19 protein-coding genes and 2 riboswitches are annotated in these 18,501 nt (G+C 60.3%); of the genes, 9 read left to right on the top strand and 10 right to left on the bottom strand.

Translation table 11 applies throughout. The features are described 5' to 3' along the window. Nucleotides 1-92: 92 nt before the first annotated feature. Nucleotides 93-473: a hypothetical protein gene (locus ACIQWP_RS10695; protein WP_402786150.1), complete on the bottom strand. Its 381-nt coding sequence runs from the start codon at nucleotides 471-473 to the stop codon at nucleotides 93-95. Between the two features lie 104 nt (nucleotides 474-577). Then, nucleotides 578-1,000: a helix-turn-helix domain-containing protein gene (locus ACIQWP_RS10700; RefSeq protein ID WP_402786152.1), complete on the bottom strand. Its 423-nt coding sequence runs from the start codon at nucleotides 998-1,000 to the stop codon at nucleotides 578-580. A gap of 218 nt (nucleotides 1,001-1,218) precedes the next feature. Here ACIQWP_RS10700 and ACIQWP_RS10705 point away from each other — a divergent pair, with 218 nt between their 5' ends. From ACIQWP_RS10705 to sugE, 6 genes are all read left to right on the top strand, one after another. Beyond that, nucleotides 1,219-2,154, top strand: a complete 936-nt coding sequence (locus ACIQWP_RS10705; RefSeq protein ID WP_402786155.1) for a DMT family transporter — start codon at nucleotides 1,219-1,221, stop codon at nucleotides 2,152-2,154. 81 nt (nucleotides 2,155-2,235) lie between these two features. Continuing rightward, nucleotides 2,236-4,245 carry an acetyl-CoA carboxylase biotin carboxylase subunit gene (locus ACIQWP_RS10710; RefSeq protein WP_402786158.1) on the top strand — a complete coding sequence of 670 codons (2,010 nt, stop codon included), beginning with the start codon at nucleotides 2,236-2,238 and terminating at the stop codon, nucleotides 4,243-4,245. A gap of 89 nt (nucleotides 4,246-4,334) precedes the next feature. Continuing rightward, nucleotides 4,335-5,462, top strand: a complete 1,128-nt coding sequence (locus ACIQWP_RS10715) for an S-(hydroxymethyl)glutathione dehydrogenase/class III alcohol dehydrogenase (protein ID WP_047633454.1) — start codon at nucleotides 4,335-4,337, stop codon at nucleotides 5,460-5,462. A gap of 70 nt (nucleotides 5,463-5,532) precedes the next feature. After that, entirely contained in the window at nucleotides 5,533-6,000 is a 468-nt protein-coding gene (locus ACIQWP_RS10720; protein ID WP_402786164.1) for a YaiI/YqxD family protein, read from the top strand. Next, nucleotides 5,997-6,830: an S-formylglutathione hydrolase gene (fghA, locus tag ACIQWP_RS10725; protein ID WP_402786167.1), complete on the top strand. Its 834-nt coding sequence runs from the start codon at nucleotides 5,997-5,999 to the stop codon at nucleotides 6,828-6,830. Before ACIQWP_RS10720 ends, fghA begins: the two co-directional genes overlap by 4 nt. 153 nt (nucleotides 6,831-6,983) lie before the next feature. Further along, complete coding sequence (sugE, locus tag ACIQWP_RS10730) at nucleotides 6,984-7,298, top strand: quaternary ammonium compound efflux SMR transporter SugE (protein ID WP_402786170.1); 315 nt, start codon at nucleotides 6,984-6,986, stop codon at nucleotides 7,296-7,298. 10 nt (nucleotides 7,299-7,308) lie between these two features. Here the strand turns inward: sugE and ACIQWP_RS10735 are convergent, their stop codons facing one another. The 8 genes from ACIQWP_RS10735 to ACIQWP_RS10770 form a co-directional block, all read right to left on the bottom strand. Continuing rightward, the gene (locus tag ACIQWP_RS10735) at nucleotides 7,309-7,695 is read right to left on the bottom strand and encodes a DoxX family protein (protein ID WP_402786173.1); all 387 of its coding nucleotides are present in this window, start codon (nucleotides 7,693-7,695) and stop codon (nucleotides 7,309-7,311) included. Between the two features lie 137 nt (nucleotides 7,696-7,832). Next, a complete protein-coding gene (locus ACIQWP_RS10740; protein ID WP_402786176.1) occupies nucleotides 7,833-8,225 on the bottom strand; it encodes a DoxX family protein in 393 nt (130 codons plus the stop codon). A gap of 123 nt (nucleotides 8,226-8,348) precedes the next feature. Continuing rightward, nucleotides 8,349-9,881, bottom strand: coding sequence for an acyl-CoA carboxylase subunit beta (locus tag ACIQWP_RS10745; RefSeq protein ID WP_402786178.1), 1,533 nt, complete (start codon nucleotides 9,879-9,881; stop codon nucleotides 8,349-8,351). Between the two features lie 63 nt (nucleotides 9,882-9,944). Beyond that, the gene (locus ACIQWP_RS10750) at nucleotides 9,945-10,415 is read right to left on the bottom strand and encodes a hypothetical protein (protein WP_402786181.1); all 471 of its coding nucleotides are present in this window, start codon (nucleotides 10,413-10,415) and stop codon (nucleotides 9,945-9,947) included. A 69-nt stretch (nucleotides 10,416-10,484) separates the two neighbouring features. Then, nucleotides 10,485-11,270 carry an ATP12 family chaperone protein gene (locus ACIQWP_RS10755; RefSeq protein WP_402786184.1) on the bottom strand — a complete coding sequence of 262 codons (786 nt, stop codon included), beginning with the start codon at nucleotides 11,268-11,270 and terminating at the stop codon, nucleotides 10,485-10,487. 9 nt (nucleotides 11,271-11,279) lie between these two features. Continuing rightward, nucleotides 11,280-11,933: an HAD-IA family hydrolase gene (locus ACIQWP_RS10760; RefSeq protein ID WP_402786187.1), complete on the bottom strand. Its 654-nt coding sequence runs from the start codon at nucleotides 11,931-11,933 to the stop codon at nucleotides 11,280-11,282. Further along, nucleotides 11,930-12,928 carry an RluA family pseudouridine synthase gene (locus ACIQWP_RS10765; RefSeq protein WP_402786190.1) on the bottom strand — a complete coding sequence of 333 codons (999 nt, stop codon included), beginning with the start codon at nucleotides 12,926-12,928 and terminating at the stop codon, nucleotides 11,930-11,932. Before ACIQWP_RS10765 ends, ACIQWP_RS10760 begins: the two co-directional genes overlap by 4 nt. A 186-nt stretch (nucleotides 12,929-13,114) precedes the next feature. Next, nucleotides 13,115-13,648, bottom strand: a complete 534-nt coding sequence (locus tag ACIQWP_RS10770) for a copper chaperone PCu(A)C (RefSeq protein ID WP_402786193.1) — start codon at nucleotides 13,646-13,648, stop codon at nucleotides 13,115-13,117. 168 nt (nucleotides 13,649-13,816) lie between these two features. Further along, nucleotides 13,817-13,900, top strand: a riboswitch (glycine riboswitch). Between the two features lie 3 nt (nucleotides 13,901-13,903). Beyond that, nucleotides 13,904-13,981: riboswitch (glycine riboswitch) on the top strand. A gap of 71 nt (nucleotides 13,982-14,052) precedes the next feature. Between ACIQWP_RS10770 and gcvT the strand changes: the two genes are divergently transcribed. Genes gcvT through gcvP form a run of 3 tightly spaced genes read left to right on the top strand, consistent with a single transcriptional unit; the run spans nucleotide 14,053 to nucleotide 18,443 of the window. After that, a complete protein-coding gene (gcvT, locus tag ACIQWP_RS10775; RefSeq protein ID WP_402786196.1) occupies nucleotides 14,053-15,189 on the top strand; it encodes a glycine cleavage system aminomethyltransferase GcvT in 1,137 nt (378 codons plus the stop codon). A gap of 27 nt (nucleotides 15,190-15,216) precedes the next feature. Then, entirely contained in the window at nucleotides 15,217-15,579 is a 363-nt protein-coding gene (gene gcvH / locus ACIQWP_RS10780; RefSeq protein ID WP_402786199.1) for a glycine cleavage system protein GcvH, read from the top strand. Further along, complete coding sequence (gene gcvP, locus ACIQWP_RS10785; protein WP_402786202.1) at nucleotides 15,579-18,443, top strand: aminomethyl-transferring glycine dehydrogenase; 2,865 nt, start codon at nucleotides 15,579-15,581, stop codon at nucleotides 18,441-18,443. The genes gcvH and gcvP overlap by 1 nt, the downstream gene beginning before the upstream one ends. Nucleotides 18,444-18,501: the final 58 nt, after the last annotated feature.

Genomic DNA, 18,501 nt, shown 5'->3' on the forward strand with positions numbered 1-18,501 from the left:
CTTCGAGGCCTTCATCGAATTCTCCTCTCTTCCCCGCAGGGATCATAAGTGGAAAATTCCAGTTCTAAATGGCCTAATTTAACGGGGGCACGTCAGTCGGCCTCCGCCTCATGCTCGCTGTTAAAGAAGAATCGGCAATCCTCTTCTGGACGAATGAAACCGATCCGCGGCTTGCTGCGTCTAGCAGCGTCCCGCGACTTCTGAACCTGCATCAACGTGTGGTTCGAATAATCGCTCGTCGAAACGGATGGGCAGATATTGAATTCGGCGCGGAACGGTTTCAAGTCCGAGAAGAGTGCTTGAGGCTCATTGCATCGCCGAATTTTCACGTTGGAGACAGCGTCGCGTTTAGCGGCGGTCAGGGAACGATCCGAGACGTGATTTGGCATTTCAAAGATGGGGAACCGAACTATTATCTTGAACGGGGCGGAAGGACACTCAAAGGACGCTATCTCACAGGCGACCTTGCTCATGTTCCATAACAACAGCTAACAGTCCTCCACGCAGCCCCGTCGTATGGATTCCCACCCCGGTTCCGTTCAGAACAACCTGAACGTCAATGTCTTGGGGCGAAAGGTCAATGCGCCACGTCCTTGCTGAGATTGCGCAGCCTTATCTGATGATCGAGGCGTTCGAGCTGGTTGGTCGTCGTCTCGATTAGCCGGCCGATCTCCTGATAGGCCGTCCGCAGCCGCGAAAGCTCATTCCGGACGGCTTCCAAGGCGCGCTCGTCGCTGTCCTCCCCAGGTCCGTCGCCTGATCCGGTCATCAGCCATGCCGGAGAAACATCGAACAAAGCCGACATTTTGACCAGAGCGGACGGATTGGGCTCGGCGCGGTCGGATTCCCATGCGAGCATCGTCTCCTCGCTGACGCCGAGCTGGCTGGCCAGCGTTTCGAGGCTGATTCCCGCTGCATCGCGGGCCATCGACAAGCGCCCGCCGAGCGTATCGTCGCCTTCATCCGAAAAAACGGTCGTCTCTTGTTCGGGCTTGAACATCGGTGCGATCCCTTTCCTGGCCGCGCCAGCGATTTTGCGCGGCGCCTTCATGTTTTAGCCGTTTCCGAAGCTCCAGATAGGTCTAAGGGCGTCATCTCGCCATGGCGATCTGTCCCAATTGGAAAAATGTGACATTTTCCAAGGACTGCCTGCGCACCTTGCGGCCGGCGCCTGATCGCGCCTTGATTGCATGCCGTTCCTGTGTTTGATGTTGGTCCATGCCCCTCGTCTCAACCGTTTCCACGCAGCAGAATCCGCTCAAAGGCATGACGATCATGGCAAGCGCCATGATCCTGCTGCCGACGATGGATGCGATCGCCAAGTACATGGCGAGTTTCGAAGGCATGTCGCCTGGCCAGGTGACCTTCTATCGCTTCTTCTTTCAGCTTGTGTGCATGCTGCCGCTGCTGGCGACCACGACCGGCAGGTCAGCCTTTTCGGCCAAACGCCCCTGGATGAACCTGTTGCGTGGCGCCTTGCATGGAGCCGCAAGCTTGCTGTTCTTCGCGGCGGTCAAATACATGCCGCTTGCCGATGTCTTCGCGATCTATTTCGTCGAACCCTTCATGCTGACGGCGCTTTCGGCTCTGTTCCTCGGCGACAGGGTCGGCTGGAAGCGTTGGCTGGCGATCGCCATAGGCTTTGGCGGCGCCATGATCGTCATTCAGCCGAGCTTCGCGATCTTCGGCTTGAAGGCGTTGCTCCCCGTCGCCTGCGCCTTTCTCTATGCGCTCTATCTCTTCATGAACCGCGCTGTCGGCGAGGCGGATTCGCCGTTGACGATGCAGATCATGGCGGGCGCCGGCGGCACGCTGTTCATGGCATTCGCTCTCTTCGCCGGTTCGACAGCCGGCATTGCCGATTTCGAACCTTCCCTGCCCGCCTCTGTGCTTGGCCTCGTGCTTCTGCTGATTCTGGGTTCGATTTCAGGCTATGCGCATATGCTTGTCGTCAGGGCCTTCCGGCTGGCGCCGATCTCTCTGCTTGCCCCGTTCCAATATTTCGAGATCATTTCCGCCACCGTTCTCGGCTATACGATCTTCGGCGATTTCCCCAATCTTTCCAAATGGATCGGCATCGCTATCATCGTCGGCTCCGGTCTCTTCATCATCTGGCGGGAGCGCGTTCAGTCGAGATTGGAAAAAACCGCATAAGCGCAGACATCTTGCGCATGGACCGACAGCGCAATTTATGGCTAAAACACTGACTGAATAGAGTATTTGGGCGGAGATTGCATGTTCAAGAAAATCCTGATCGCCAATCGCGGCGAGATCGCCTGCCGCGTGATCAAGACTGCGCGCCGGATGGGCATCCTCACGGTCGCCGTCTATTCCGATGCGGATCGGGATGCCCTGCATGTCGAAATGGCCGATGAATCAGTCCATATCGGTCCGGCGCCCGCCGCCGAAAGCTATCTCATTGCCGACAAGATCATCGCCGCCTGCAAGGAGACCGGCGCCGAAGCCGTTCATCCAGGATACGGCTTCCTCTCCGAGCGCGCCTCATTCTGCGCTGCATTGGAGAAGGAAGGCATCGTCTTCATCGGCCCGAAGCCGAAGGCGATCGAAGCCATGGGCGACAAGATCGAATCGAAGAAATTCGCCAATGCCGCCAAGGTCTCCACCGTTCCGGGCCATCTCGGCATCATCGATGACGCCGATCATGCTGAGCGGATTGCCGGCGAAATCGGCTATCCCGTGATGATCAAGGCGTCCGCCGGCGGCGGCGGCAAGGGCATGCGCATCGCCTGGAGCAAGGACGAGGTGCGGGATGGTTACGAGCGTGCCCGTTCGGAGGCGAAAAGCTCCTTCGGCGACGACCGCGTCTTCATCGAGAAGTTCGTCGTCGACCCCCGGCACATCGAAATCCAGGTGCTGGCCGATGCCCACGGCAACGTCGTCTATCTCGGCGAGCGCGAATGCTCCATCCAGCGCCGGAACCAGAAGGTCGTGGAAGAGGCGCCCTCGCCGTTCCTCGACGAAGCGACGCGCAAGGCCATGGGCGAGCAGTCGGTGGCGCTTGCCAAGGCCGTCGATTATCAAAGCGCCGGCACGGTCGAGTTCATCGTCGATCGTGACCGAAATTTCTATTTCCTTGAAATGAATACCCGCCTGCAGGTCGAGCATCCGGTGACGGAGCTTGTCACCGGCATCGATCTCGTCGAGCAAATGATCCGCGTTGCCGCCGGCGAAAAACTGCCGTTCAAGCAGGCTGATATCAAGCTCAACGGCTGGGCGATCGAAAGCCGCCTCTACGCGGAAGACCCCTACCGCAATTTCCTGCCCTCGATCGGTCGTCTGACGCGCTATCGCCCGCCGCGCGAAGGCAGGACGGAAAAATCGGTCGTCCGCAACGACACCGGCGTCTTCGAGGGCGCCGAGATCTCCATGTATTACGATCCGATGATCGCCAAGCTCTGCACCTGGGCTCCGACGCGGTTGGAGGCGATTGAAGCGATGGGTGAAGCCTTGGATGGCTTCGTCGTCGACGGCATCGAGCACAACATGCCGTTCCTCTCGGCACTCATGAAGCATCCGCGCTGGCGCGAGGGTCGTCTCTCCACCGGCTTCATTGCTGAGGAATATCCGGAAGGCTTTGCGCCGGTGGCGCCGGATGAGGAGCAGACCGCCCTGCTTTCGGCCGTCGCTCTCTCCTGCAGCCTGATCGAATCCAACCGCCGCGAGCGCTTTGGCGACCGGTTGCGCCCCGCGGCCGCGCCGTTGCGGGAGCGCTGGATCGTCAAGCTCGCCGCGGCCTACCTGCCCGTGACGCTGATCGAAGGCGTGGTGACCATTCCTTTCGAGATGGACATGCGGGTTGATGACAGGACCGTGACCGTCGCAACCGACTGGCGTCCCGGTGATTCTGTCTGGGTCGGCACCGTGGGTGGCCGTAAATTGACCGCCCAGATCCGCACAGTGCTGAATGGCCTGCGCATCGATTGGCAGGGCATCTCCGTCAGGGCCAGGGTATTCACGCCGCGTCAGGCCGAGCTCGACAAACTCATGCCGGTCAAATTACCGCCAGATACGTCGAAGCTGCTCCTCTGCCCCATGCCTGGTCTGGTGGTGGCGATCACCGTTTCCGAGGGCCAGGAGGTCAAGGCGGGCGAGACGCTGGCCATCGTTGAGGCGATGAAGATGGAAAACGTTTTGCGCGCCGAACGCGACCTGGTGATCGGCAAAATCAACGCCAGGCCCGGCGAAAGCCTCGCCGTCGATGCGGTGATCATGGAATTTTCCTGATCAAAATACGGCATTAATTTCGCTTGAGCCGTCTAGCGCGCCCATGCAAATGTCGCGCGGACCAAACCATAGCATGAAGGGATGAGACGATGGACGTAAGAGCAGCCGTAGCGGTGCAGGCCGGCAAACCGCTTGAGGTGATGACGGTTCAGCTTGAGGGACCGAGGGCTGGCGAAGTGCTGATCGAGGTCAAGGCGACCGGCATCTGCCATACCGACGATTTCACCCTGTCGGGCGCCGATCCGGAAGGTCTGTTCCCTGCCATCCTCGGCCATGAGGGTGCCGGCATCGTCGTCGACGTTGGACCGGGGGTGACTTCGGTCAAGAAGGGCGATCACGTCATTCCGCTCTATACACCCGAATGCCGGGAATGCCCGTCCTGTCTCAGCCGCAAGACCAACCTCTGCACCGCGATCCGCTCCACTCAAGGCCAGGGCCTGATGCCGGATGGCACCTCGCGCTTCTCGATCGGCAAGGACAAGATCCATCACTATATGGGCTGCTCGACCTTCGCCAATTACACCGTGCTGCCGGAAATCGCGGTTGCCAAGGTCAATCCGGACGCGCCTTTCGACAAGATCTGCTATATCGGCTGTGGCGTAACGACGGGCATCGGCGCCGTCATCAACACCGCCAAGGTCGAGATGGGCGCGACAGCGATCGTCTTCGGTCTCGGCGGTATCGGCCTCAATGTCATCCAGGGCTTGCGGCTTGCCGGCGCCGACATGATCATCGGCGTCGATCTCAACAATGACAAGAAGGCCTGGGGCGAGCGCTTCGGCATGACGCATTTCGTCAATCCGAAAGAAGTCGGCGACGATATCGTGCCCTACCTCGTCAACATGACGAAGCGCGGTGCCGACCAGATCGGCGGCGCCGACTATACGTTCGACTGCACCGGCAACACCAAGGTGATGCGCCAGGCACTGGAAGCCTCGCATCGCGGCTGGGGCAAGTCCGTCGTCATCGGCGTTGCCGGCGCCGGCCAGGAAATCTCGACGCGCCCGTTCCAGCTGGTGACGGGCCGCTCGTGGATGGGCACGGCCTTCGGTGGCGCCCGTGGCCGCACCGACGTGCCGAAGATCGTCGACTGGTACATGGAGGGCAAGATCGAGATCGATCCGATGATCACCCACACCATGCCGCTCGAAGACATCAACAAGGGCTTTGACCTCATGCACTCCGGAAAGAGTGTCCGGGGTGTCGTCATCTACTGACGCTTGCGCAAACGGTATGATATGCGGCATGTGAGAAACATGCCGCATATCTCTGAAAAGATAGAGATTTATGATCTACGTCGATGCTGATGCTTGCCCGGTCAAGCCGGAAATCCTGAAGGTTGCCGAACGCCACGGCATCGAGGTTACCTTTGTCGCCAATTCCGGGCTGCGGCCATCGCGGGACCCTATGGTGCATAACGTAATCGTCTCCAACGCCTTCGATGCCGCCGACAACTGGATCGCGGAACATGCTGTTGCCGGTGATATCGTCGTGACCGCCGACGTGCCGCTTGCAGGTCGCTGTGTCGCGATGGGAGCGCTGGTAACGGGACCAACCGGTCGTGTCTTCGACAAGACGAATATCGGCATGGCGACTGCCATGCGCGATCTCGGCGCACATCTTCGCGAAACCGGCGAGAGCAAGGGCTACAACGCCGCCTTTTCGCCGCGCGATCGCTCCGCCTTCCTCGAAACCTTCGACCGGCTCTGCCGGCGTGCGAAAGCACATCAATCATCGCCCGGAGAACAGCCTTGAACATCATTTCCCAGAATACCGCCTTCGGCGGCATGCAGGGCGTCTTTTCGCACGAGTCCGAAGCCTGCAAATGCGAAATGACCTTCGCCGTCTTCGTGCCGCCGCAGGCGATCAAGGAGCCGCGTCCGGTCCTTTGGTATCTTTCCGGCCTCACCTGCACCCATGCCAACGTCATGGAGAAGGGCGAATATCGGCGCATGGCCGCAGAACTCGGCCTGATTATCGTCTGCCCGGACACCAGCCCGCGCGGCAATGATGTACCGGACGAGCTGACCAATTGGCAGATGGGCAAGGGCGCCGGCTTCTATCTCGACGCCACCGAGACGCCCTGGGCCGAGAACTATCGGATGTACAGCTACATCACCGAGGAGCTGCCCGCGATCGTCGCCAAGCAATTTCGAGCCGACATGAATCGCCAAGGCATATTCGGCCACTCCATGGGCGGCCATGGTGCCATGACGATCGCGCTGAAAAAGCCGGATCGCTTCAAGAGCTGCTCGGCGTTTGCCCCGATCGTACAGCCGTCGACGGCCGATTGGTCAGCACCCGCGCTTGAAAAATACCTGGGCAGCGACAGGACCGCCTGGCGGCGCTACGACGCCTGCTCGCTCGTCGAAGATGGCGCCCGCTTCCCCGCGTTCCTGATAGACCAGGGCAAGGCCGACAACTTTCTCGAAACAGGCCTGCGCCCATGGCTGTTCGAAGAGGCGATCAAGAGCACCGGCATCGACCTGACATTGCGCATGCACGAGCGCTACGACCATTCCTATTACTTCATTTCGACCTTCATGGACGACCATCTGAAGTGGCATGCGGAAAGGCTAGCGTGAAACGGGTGGCATGGCAGCCATGCACTCAAAAGCTTGAAAAGCGCTAACGACAAAGGCATATAGGAAACACGCAGACGACTGCGGCGGCGGGTATCCAAAACCGGCCGTAAACATCCGCGGGGACGGCCTCGCTCTTAACAAAGGAGCGTAAAAATGGCTTGGTTCCTGCTTTTCCTTGCAGGCTTGTTTGAAATCGGCTGGGCAGTCGGCCTGAAATATACCGATGGCTTCACGCGGCTGACGCCGACGGTTTTCACCGTCATATCGATGGTCATCAGCATCGCGCTGCTCGGCCTTGCGGTAAAGACCCTGCCGATGGGCACCGCCTATGCCGTCTGGACCGGTATCGGCACGGTCGGCACCGTCCTGCTCGGCATATGGCTGCTCGGCGACCCCGCAACCGTCGTCCGGCTGCTCTGCATCGGCTTGATCGTGGCCGGCATCGCCGGCCTCAAATTCGTCGCCTGACAAGGCGCGATCACCGGCGCTGGCGATTGTCCAGCGCCCACTCTCCCGGTCCGGCAAACACCAGAAACAGGAAAATGAAGCAGAACAGGATCGCCCCATCGCCCTGATTGTTGGCCGGGAAGAAATTGATCGGCATGTGGACAGTAAAATAGGCAATCGCCATCTCGCCGCTGAGCAGAAAGGCGACGGGACGGGTGAAAAGTCCGAGCAGGATGAGAGTGCCGCCGACAAGCTCGATGATTCCCGCGACAAAGAATAGCGTCGTGATCGCGTAAGGCGCCGGCGGAAAGCCGAAGAGCTTCTGCGTGCCGTGTTCGATGAACAACAGCGCCGTCATGATTCGCAAAATAGCGAGGGCAGCGGGCTGATGGGGCGACAAGCGTTCGGAAAGTGACATGAGGATCTCCGTTCGATAGGGGATGCGAAGGAGATCCTGTTGAAAGTGCTCTCGTTTCGCTGACAACGGAGTGAACACGCGAGAGACAAATTTATTCGCCGGACCGGGCGATCAGCCGAACCCGACGAAGAGGCTGTTTACTTCTTGTTGTTGTCGATCGCCAGAAGGCCCGGCCCTGCGAAGATCAGGAACAGGAAGATGAAGCAATAAAGGATCGCCGCGTCACCGCCATTGTTGACCGGGAAGAAATTCTTCGGGTAATGCGCCATGAAATAGGCAACGGCCATGTTGCCGCACAGGATGAATGCGACCGGCCGGGTGAAGAAGCCGATGATCGTTGCCAATCCGCCAACGATTTCGATGATGCCCTGAACCAGAATCAGGGTCGGCAGCGGGCTTGGGAACTGACCACCGGGCGGAAAGCCTAGAAGCTTCTGCAAGCCATGTTCGATGAACAATACGCCGGTGACGATACGCAATACGGTAAGAGCATAGGGCTGATATTGATTCAGCCGATCGGAAAGCGCCATGTTAAACTCCAGTTTTAACTCCCCCACGAGGAAGCAATAGAGTGGACTGGCATGAACGTGAAAACACGGCTTCTGACGTCCAATCAAATTTCCGTGTAAAATCTGTGACTTGTTGTCACAGACTTACAGCGGGATGTTGTCATGCTTCTTCCAGGGATTCGTCAAATCCTTGTTGCGCAGCATCCTGAGGCCCTGCGCCAGCCGCCGGCGGGTCGAGCGCGGCATGATCACTTCGTCGATATAACCGCGCTCGGCCGCGACAAACGGCGACAGGAAGCGGTCCTCATACATCTTCGTATGAGCAGCGATCTTTTCCGGATCGGCAATGTCCTTGCGGAAGATGATCTCGACGGCACCCTTGGCACCCATGACGGCGATCTGTGCCGTCGGCCAGGCATAGTTAAGATCGCCGCGCAGATGTTTTGAAGCCATGACGTCATAGGCGCCGCCGAAGGCCTTGCGGGTGATGACCGTCAGTTTCGGCACGGTCGCTTCGGCATAGGCAAAGAGCAGCTTGGCGCCATGCTTGATCAGCCCGCCATATTCCTGCGCCGTCCCCGGCAGGAAGCCCGGCACGTCGACGAAGGTAACGATGGGGATATTGAAGCAATCGCAGAAGCGCACGAAGCGCGCGGCCTTCCGTGACGCATCGCTGTCGAGAACGCCGGCGAGCACCATCGGCTGATTTGCAACGAAGCCGACCGTCGCACCTTCTATGCGGCCGAAACCGCAGACGATGTTCTTGGCAAAACTATCCTGTATCTCGAAGAAATCGCCCTCATCCGCGATCTTCAGGATCAGCTCCTTGATGTCGTACGGCTTGTTGGCATTGGCCGGAATCAGCGTATCGAGCGAGTTGTCCGGCTCGGTCACGGACTGATAGCACTCGATCTCGGGCACCGCGGCGGTGTTCGATTGCGGCAAGAAATCGATGAGACGGCGCACCTGCAAGAGCGTATCGACATCATTGTCGTAGGCGGCGTCGGCGATCGAGGATTTCGTCGTGTGAACCGAGGCTCCGCCGAGCTGCTCGGAGGTAACGGTCTCGTTGGTGACGGTCTTCACCACGTCAGGCCCGGTAACGAACATGTAGGAGGTGTCGCGCACCATGAAGATGAAATCCGTCATGGCCGGAGAATAGACGTCACCGCCCGCGCATGGGCCCATGATGACGGAAATCTGCGGAATGACGCCGGAGGCAAGCACATTGCGCTGGAAGACCTCGGCGTAGCCGCCGAGTGCCGCCACGCCTTCCTGAATGCGGGCGCCGCCGGCGTCGTAGATACCGATGATCGGCGCCCGGTTCTTCAGCGCCATATCCTGTACCTTGGTGATCTTTTCCGCATGTGCTTCCGAAAGAGATCCACCGAAAACTGTGAAATCCTTGGCAAAAATGAAAACGGTACGGCCGTTGACCGTGCCCCAGCCGGTCACGACGCCATCACCAGCGATCTTGCTCTTGTCCATGCCGAAATCAGTCGAGCGATGCTCGACGAACATGTCGAACTCTTCGAAGGAGCCTTCATCCAGAAAGATGTCGATACGCTCACGCGCCGTCAGCTTGCCGCGCGCATGCTGCGCATCGATGCGCACCTGTCCGCCGCCGAGCCTTGCGATCTCGCGACGACGTTCCAGTTCCTGCAGGATTTCCTTCATGCGGCCCTCTCTCCTTGGCTGCTCGGGCTTAGCATGGCATGAGCCCTCTTTGAAGCTATCGTGTCAGTTCGCCAGCCGCGGCATGGTCAGCGAAAAGATGGAGCGGACGCGGGCGGCGATGTCCTCCGCCAGCAGTTCGTCGGCCGTGGCCGGATCGGGAGCGACTGTTCTGATTTCGAAAGACGCCATGGCGATTACCGAGCCGCCATCCATGGATGCCGCGTCGATATTGATCTTGGCGCTGGAGCGATCACGGTTGAAGCCGCGCGCTCTGCGCACATCGCTCAGACGAATGGTGACGGCAACTTGTGGCAGGGTTGCATTATGGGTCGTTGCCGCAATTGCAGCATTCACGCGATCATTGACGGCGGCAACCAGCGCCGGCGACACCGGCGGCAGAGCCTGATCGGCGACAACGGTGGCACTGCGCACGTCATAGGTTGGAGGTGGGGGATCGACAGACCAGCTTGAACACGCGGCCAGTGCCAAACATCCCACGAGCGCCGATACGGCTCTCGGCCTCAACAACAACATGATCCCTGCCCCAACTTTCAAACCCGCAAGATATGCAGATCGATATAAAGGACTGGAATCCAACAATATTCAACTGCGAAGCGCAGAAAAAACGTCGGTCGCGGCCTGAAATTCCTCAAAACGTTGTGCACGGCGATGTTCAGCTTCCTCATCGCTGCCCCAGTGCTCGATCGTCCAGTCCTCATCGAGATGGGCAAGCGACCAGACCTCGGAAAGCGGCAGGAATCCTTCGGCAAAGGCAAGCGCCAGGATCGCCGAGCCGGTGAGCGTCGTGATTGTGTGAAGGCTCGCAAGCTCCATCGGCGTATGGTACTTGCCCAACACTGCGGCAAAGGCTGCGATCGCTTCGGCCGGCTGGTCCTGATGCATGACGCCTTCGGCCAGGATGAAGCGGGCACCGAAGTCGCGCGCCGCCCATTCGATCACAGGGTTCCAGCGCTCCGATTGCCGCTCAACGAGCCGTTCCGGCCCGTCTGCCCGGTAGCAGAGCAGGTCGCTTCCCGAGAAACGCACGATTTCGTCGAACACGGCCTGGCTTTCCGCCGCAACACCATCGATTGCCGTGTTGACGAGGCGCGTGACCGGCATGGTCGCGGGATCGATCACATCGACCTGCCGCGCCCATTCGCCTGCCACCAGCCTGGCAAGCGCTTCGGTTGGCAGAGCCAGGGAACGCCTTGCCGGCGTCTTTATCACCTTGCCGTCAAGCGCGATGGCGTGAGCACCCTCGTCCGCGCTGATCGTCACCTCCTTGTAGAAGCGTTTGGGCAGCGGCTTCTTCATCTGGATCTGCGCGCGGCGGATCGGATCGGGGTGGCTCAGTCCTTCGGAAAGATCGTTCAACAGGTCGCGCATGGCGTCACCTCAGAGAATATGGCTCAACAGGTCGTTCGGATGGTGGGCGATGGCATCAGCGCCGGCCGCCAGCAGCTCTTCGACGGAGGCATAACCCCAGGCGACGCCAATGGCCGTTGCACCCGCCGCCTTCGCCATCTGCATGTCGTAGATGGCATCGCCGATCACGATCGTATCGTGTGGGTCCGTGCCGGTTTCATCGCAGCATTCCGTCACCATCGCCGGATGCGGCTTCGACGGGCAATCGTCGGCGGTACGCGAGACAACAAAATAGCGTGTGAAATCGTTGGCCTCAAGAATATGGGTCAGGCCGCGACGGGACTTGCCCGTGACGGCGCCGAGCAGCAGTTCTTCGCGTGCGGCAAGCGTCTCGATCAGTGGCTTGATGCCGTCGAAGAGCGGCGTCTGCATATCCGCCTCGTCACGGACGCCGGGGAAGATCGACTTGTAGTGCGCCGTCATGGCGATCGCTTCCTCGTCGACATGCGGCTTGCCCTGCATGCGTGCGATGGCGATATCAAGCGAGAGCCCAATGATCGACTTGGTAGCGGAAACGTCGGGGCGCTTGTAGCCGAAGGCAACGAAAGTTCGCGCCATGACCTCGTGGATCAACCGCACGCTATCGACCAGCGTGCCGTCGCAATCGAAAAGAACCAGTTTCATTCGTCGTCCGGCTCCCCTGCCGATGCCATGTCTAGTCCGAGAAGGTTCCAGGTCTGCACCATATGCGGCGGCAGAGGTGCCGTAACGCGTAGGCGGCCGCCGTTCGGATGCGGAATATCGATGTGACGTGCGTGCAGATGCAGCCGCTTCTGGACGCCGCCCGGGAAATCCCAGTTCGGATCGTCATCGAAATATTTGGGGTCGCCGATGATCGGGTGACCCATGTGCAGCGCATGGACGCGCAGCTGGTGGGTGCGGCCGGTATAGGGCTCCATCTCCAGCCAGGCGAGGCTCTGAGCCGCGGTTTCGAGCACGCGATAGTAGGAGATGGCGTGATCCGCACCCTCCTCACCATGCTTGGCGATGCGCATGCGGTCGCCATCGGCCGTTGCTTCCTTCACCAGCCAGGTCGAAATCTTGTCCTCGTGCTTGCGCGGCACGCCCTTGACCAGCGACCAATAGGTCTTCTTGGTGTCACGCTCGCGAAACGCCGCAGTCAGCTTCTGCGCGGCTCCGCGGGTACGCGCAATGACGAGAACGCCCGACGTGTCGCGGTCGAGACGATGTACCAGGCGCGGCTTCTCGCCCTTCTTGCTCGTCCATGCTTCGAGCATCTTGTCGATATGACGTGTCAGGCCGGAACCGCCCTGCACGGCGAGGCCGGCCGGCTTGTTCAAGACATAGACCTTGTCGTCTTCATGCAGCAGCATGCGCGCCAGAAGCTCGCCGTCGCCGGCGTGTTTGAGGTCGTTGCTGGCGATGGGGCCGCTCTTCGAGCCCTTGGCGTCGACATCGAGCGGCGGCACGCGCACCACCTGACCCGGCTGCACGCGCGCATCCGTCTTGACGCGGCCGCCATCGACGCGCACCTGGCCGGACCGCAGCAGCTTCTGCAATTGACCAAAGCCAAGCCCTGGGAAATGCACCTTGAACCAGCGGTCAAGGCGCATGCCGGCTTCTTCAGGCTCGACCTGTATATGTTCAATCCCGGCCATTCTTCTTCTTTCAAATACCGCAGCATGTTCCGGGAAATGCCAAACGCGCGTTGGACGGGATCATGCCTATTCAAACCATGGGACCATCGGCCCCGCGGCCGGGGAATTCCCGGCCTTTTGACGTGGCTTTAGAGCATTTCGAGGAAAAGTGGAAACCGGAATTGTACGGCCGAATGATTTTCTGGCTCAGTTTCCCCTAGCCGAGACGACAGGCAGATTGACATCGACCATGCCCGCCTTGTCGAACATCAGCATCACGGGGACCGTGCCACCCTGCTTGAAGGGTGTCCTTACCTGCTTGAACATCATGTGCATCGTATTGGGCGCGAGCGTCACCGTGGCGCCGGCCGGAATGGAAATGCCACCCTTGATCTCACGCATCTTCATGATCTCGCCATCCATCTTCATCTCGTGCAATTCCACCTTGCCGGCGGACGACGAGGTCACGGAGGTCAGCTTGTCGTCTGTCTTGCCCGTATTGTGGATGGTGATGTAACCGCCGCCGACGGGCTGGCCGGGCAGCATGGCGCGAACATAGCCGCCGCTGATATCGAGATCGCCGAGCTTGGCGGCGGCGGAACCGGAAGGCGCTGCGGCGGCATCCATATGCATACCAGGCATGGACTTCATCGCGCCGCTGTCCTGTGCCATCGCTCCGCCTTGATAAAGCGAAAACGCGGCGAACGAAATCAATAATGCTGCGGTATGGTTGCGGTCCATGATCATCTCCTGCCCGTCTCCTCAAGCGAGCTGAAGGGATAGCCGCTCCGGCCGTTGTTGCAAAGGCCCGTATTCATTGCCAAACGCAGGATTGATCGGCGCGACAAAAATTTGTTTAGCGGCGACATTTGCCCCTTGCCATCTCCGACCGGGACCGGATAATGGCTCTCGACCTTGTTGGGAGAATCCGGTGCAAGCCGGTGCCGAAGGAGCAACCGCCCCGGAAACTCTCAGGCCAAAGGACCAGCAAGGGGCAGACGGAACTCTGGAGAGAAGCGCGCGAGCGTTCGCCGAAGGGATAACAATCTCAGGCAAACAGACAGAGGGGGCTCATCGTCAGGCGTAGTCACGCCGAAATTGTGAGCTCTGCGCTTCGAGACGAGCGCAAAACCCGGAGGCGTCATTTGGACGAGACCGCTGCCCTCAAGACAACACCCCTTCATGCCCTGCATGTATCGCTCGGTGCCCGCATGGTGCCGTTCGCAGGCTACGACATGCCGGTGCAATATGCTCCCGGCGTTCTGAAGGAACATCTCTGGACCCGATCGAATGCCGGCCTGTTCGACGTGTCGCATATGGGTCAGGTGACGATCCGCGCCCGCTCCGGAAAATACGAGGACGCGGCGCTTGCGCTCGAAAGCCTCGTGCCGGTCGATATTCTCGGCCTCGCCGAAGGCCGCCAGCGCTACGGTTTCTTCACCGACGACAAGGGCGGCATCCTCGACGATCTGATGATCACCCATATGGACGACTATCTCTTCGTCGTCGTCAACGCCGCCTGCAAAGAGCAGGATTTCAAGCATCTTCAAGATCATATCGGCGATAGCTGCGAAGTTGCCTTACTTGATCGCGCTCTGATCGCCCTGCAGGGACCGCGCGCCGTCGACGTGCTTGCGGAACTCTGGGCCGATATCGCCTACATGAAGTTCATGGACGTGCGCCATTGTCGCCTCCACGATGTCTCCTGCCTGGTGTCGCGCTCCGGCTATAGCGGCGAAGACGGCTTCGAAATCTCGGTGCCAACAGACAAGGCCGAGGATATCGCCAAGCGGCTGCTGGAACATCCGGACGTGCAGCCGATCGGCCTTGGCGCCCGTGACTCGCTGCGCCTCGAAGCCGGGCTCTGCCTCTATGGCAATGATATCGACCAGACGACGACGCCGATCGAAGGCGCGCTCGAATGGGGCATTCAAAAAAACCGCAAGACCGGTGGCGCACGCGCCGGCGGTTTTCCGGGCGCAAGCCGCATTCTCGGCGAGCTCGATGGTGGCACCTCGCGTCGCCGCGTCGGTCTGAAGCCCGAGGGCAAGGCGCCCGTGCGCGGTCACGCCAAACTTTATGCCGATGCCGAAGGCAAAACCGAAATCGGCGAAGTGACCTCGGGCGGTTTCGGCCCGAGCGTCGAATCCCCGGTTGCCATGGGCTATGTGCCGACCGATTTCACCGCACCCGGCACCACCGTTTACGCTGAAGTACGCGGCAAATACCTGCCCATTGTCGTCAGCGCCCTGCCTTTCATCAAGCCTACCTACAAACGCTGAACGTCTTTTCCAGAGAGGATATTACCCATGCTGAAATTCACCGAAGAACATGAGTGGCTGCAGGTCGAAGGCGATGTCGCGACGGTCGGCATCACCGCCCATGCCGCCGAGCAGCTCGGCGATCTCGTTTTCGTGGAACTGCCTGAAGTCGGCGCCAGCTTTTCCAAGGGTGGCGACGCGGCAACCGTTGAATCCGTCAAGGCGGCCTCTGAAGTCTATTGTCCGCTCGACGGAGAGATCACTGAAGTCAACGAAGCCATCACCGCCGATCCGGCCCTCGTCAATTCCGATCCGATGGGTGCCGGCTGGTTCTTCAAGCTTAAGCTGAAGAATGTCAGCGATCTTGATGGTCTTCTTGATGAATCCGGTTACAAGGAGCTGATCGGGTAATGACGACGCCTACGGAATTCACATTCACCGACTACCAGCCATACGACTTTGCCAATCGTCGCCATATCGGCCCGTCTCCCTCCGAGATGGCCGATATGCTCAAGGTGATCGGCTACAAGAGCCTCGACGGCCTGATCGACGCGACGCTGCCGCCGGCAATCCGCCAGAAGGCACCGCTCGCCTGGGGCGCTCCGATGACGGAGCGCGAAGCGCTCGACCGCCTGCGCGAGACCGCTAACAAGAACAAGGTTTTGGTGTCTCTGATCGGCCAGGGCTACTACGGCACGATCACGCCGCCGGTCATCCAGCGCAACATTCTGGAAAATCCGGCTTGGTACACGGCCTATACGCCGTATCAGCCTGAGATCAGCCAGGGCCGCCTCGAGGCGCTGCTGAACTACCAGACGATGATCAGCGACCTCACCGGCCTCGATGTCGCCAACGCATCGCTGCTCGATGAAGCGACGGCCGCGGCCGAAGGCATGGCGATGGCGGAACGCGTCGCCAAGTCCAAGGCAAAGGCCTTCTTCGTCGATGCTGACTGCCATCCGCAGACCATCGCACTGATCAAGACCCGCGCCGAGCCGCTTGGCTGGACCGTCGTCGTCGGCACCCCCTTCACCGACCTCGATCCGGTCGATGTCTTCGGTGCGATCTTCCAGTATCCGGGCACGCATGGTCACATCAACGACTTCAGCGGCCTGATTGCGCGCCTGCACCAGACCGGCGCCATCGCCATCATGGCGGCTGATCTTCTCGCCCTGACGCTCTTGAAGTCTCCAGGCGAAATGGGCGCCGATATCGCTATCGGCTCGTCGCAGCGTTTCGGCGTGCCTGTGGGATATGGCGGCCCGCATGCGGCCTTTATGGCCGTCAAGGACGACTACAAGCGCTCCATGCCGGGCCGTCTCGTCGGCGTTTCGGTCGATGCGCGCGGCAACCGTGCCTATCGCCTGTCGCTCCAGACCCGCGAACAGCATATCCGCCGCGAAAAGGCGACGTCGAACATCTGCACCGCGCAGGTGCTGCTCGCCGTCATGGCCTCCATGTATGCGGTCTTCCACGGTCCGCAGGGCCTGAAGGCTATTGCCCAGCAGGTTCACCAGAAGGCCGTGCTGATGGCCAAGGGCCTGGAAAGGCTCGGCTATACCGTCGAGCCGGAGACTTTCTTCGACACGATCACTGTCGAGGTCGGCCATATGCAGGGTCTGATTCTGCGCGCGGCCGTCGCCGAAGGCGTCAACCTGCGCAAGGTCGGTGAAACGAAGATCGGCATCAGCCTCGACGAGCGCACGCGCCCGGCGACGGTCGAGGCCGTGTGGCGCGCATTCGGCGGCGATTTCCGCATCGCCGATTTCGAACCGTCCTACCGCTTGCCGAAGACCCTGCTGCGCACCAGTGAATATCTGGCGCACCCGATCTTCCACATGAACCGCGCCGAAAGCGAGATGACGCGCTATATCCGTCGTCTTTCGGACCGCGACCTGGCGCTCGACCGCTCGATGATCCCGCTCGGCTCCTGCACCATGAAGCTGAACGCCACGGCGGAAATGCTGCCGATCACCTGGCCGGAGTTTTCGGACATCCATCCCTTCGTGCCGGCCGATCAGGCGCTGGGCTACCGCGAAATGATCGACGATCTGACGGAGAAGCTTTGCTCCGTGACCGGTTATGACGCCTTCTCCATGCAGCCGAATTCCGGCGCGCAGGGCGAATATGCCGGCCTACTGACCATCCGCAACTACCATATTGCCAATGGCCAGGGTCATCGCGACATCTGCCTCATCCCGACCTCCGCGCACGGCACCAACCCTGCTTCGGCGCAGATGGCGGGCATGAAGGTCGTGGTCGTCAAGGTCAGCGACGACGGCGATATCGACATGGCCGACTTCCGCGCCAAGACCGAGCAATACGCCGACAACCTCTCCTGCTGCATGATCACCTATCCTTCGACGCACGGCGTCTTCGAGGAAACGGTGAAGGAGATCTGCGATCTCGTGCACAAGCATGGCGGTCAGGTCTATCTCGACGGCGCCAACATGAACGCCATGGTCGGCCTGTCGCGCCCCGGCGACATCGGTTCCGACGTCAGCCACCTCAACCTGCACAAGACCTTCTGCATTCCGCATGGCGGCGGTGGCCCTGGCATGGGTCCGATCGGCGTCAAGGCACATCTGGCGCCCCACCTGCCCGGTCATCCGGAAACGGACGGCCGCAGCGGCGCGGTGTCGGCGGCAGCCTTCGGTTCGGCCTCCATCCTGCCGATCTCCTGGAGCTACTGCCTGATGATGGGCGGCGAAGGCCTGACACAGGCGACGAAGGTGGCGATCCTCAACGCCAACTATATCGCGACCCGGCTGAAGGGCGCTTACGACGTCCTCTACAAGTCGAAGGACGGACGCGTGGCGCATGAATGCATCATCGACACCCGCCCGCTGGTCGCAAGCGCCGGCGTCACCGTCGACGATGTCGCCAAGCGCCTCATCGATTGCGGCTTCCACGCACCCACCATGAGCTGGCCGGTTGCCGGAACGCTGATGATCGAGCCGACCGAATCGGAGACGAAGGCCGAACTCGACCGCTTCTGCGAGGCCATGCTGGCGATCCGCCAGGAAGCCCGCGATATCGAAGAGGGCCGGATGGACAAGACCAACAATCCGCTCAAGAACGCACCGCACACGGTGGAAGACCTTGTTGGCGAATGGGATCGTCCCTATTCCCGCGAACAGGCCTGCTTCCCGCCAGGCGCTTTCCGGGTGGACAAATACTGGTCCCCCGTCAATCGCATCGACAATGTCTACGGCGATCGCAACCTGATCTGCACTTGCCCGCCGCTGGAATCCTACGCCGAGGCCGCGGAATAGGTTTTTTGCGAAAAAGCGAAGCGGTTCAGTCGCTTCGCTGCAAACAGACATAAATCTA

Source organism: Rhizobium sp. NPDC090279, from assembly GCF_044769665.1.
In the GTDB taxonomy this organism is placed as follows: Bacteria; Pseudomonadota; Alphaproteobacteria; order Rhizobiales; family Rhizobiaceae; genus Rhizobium.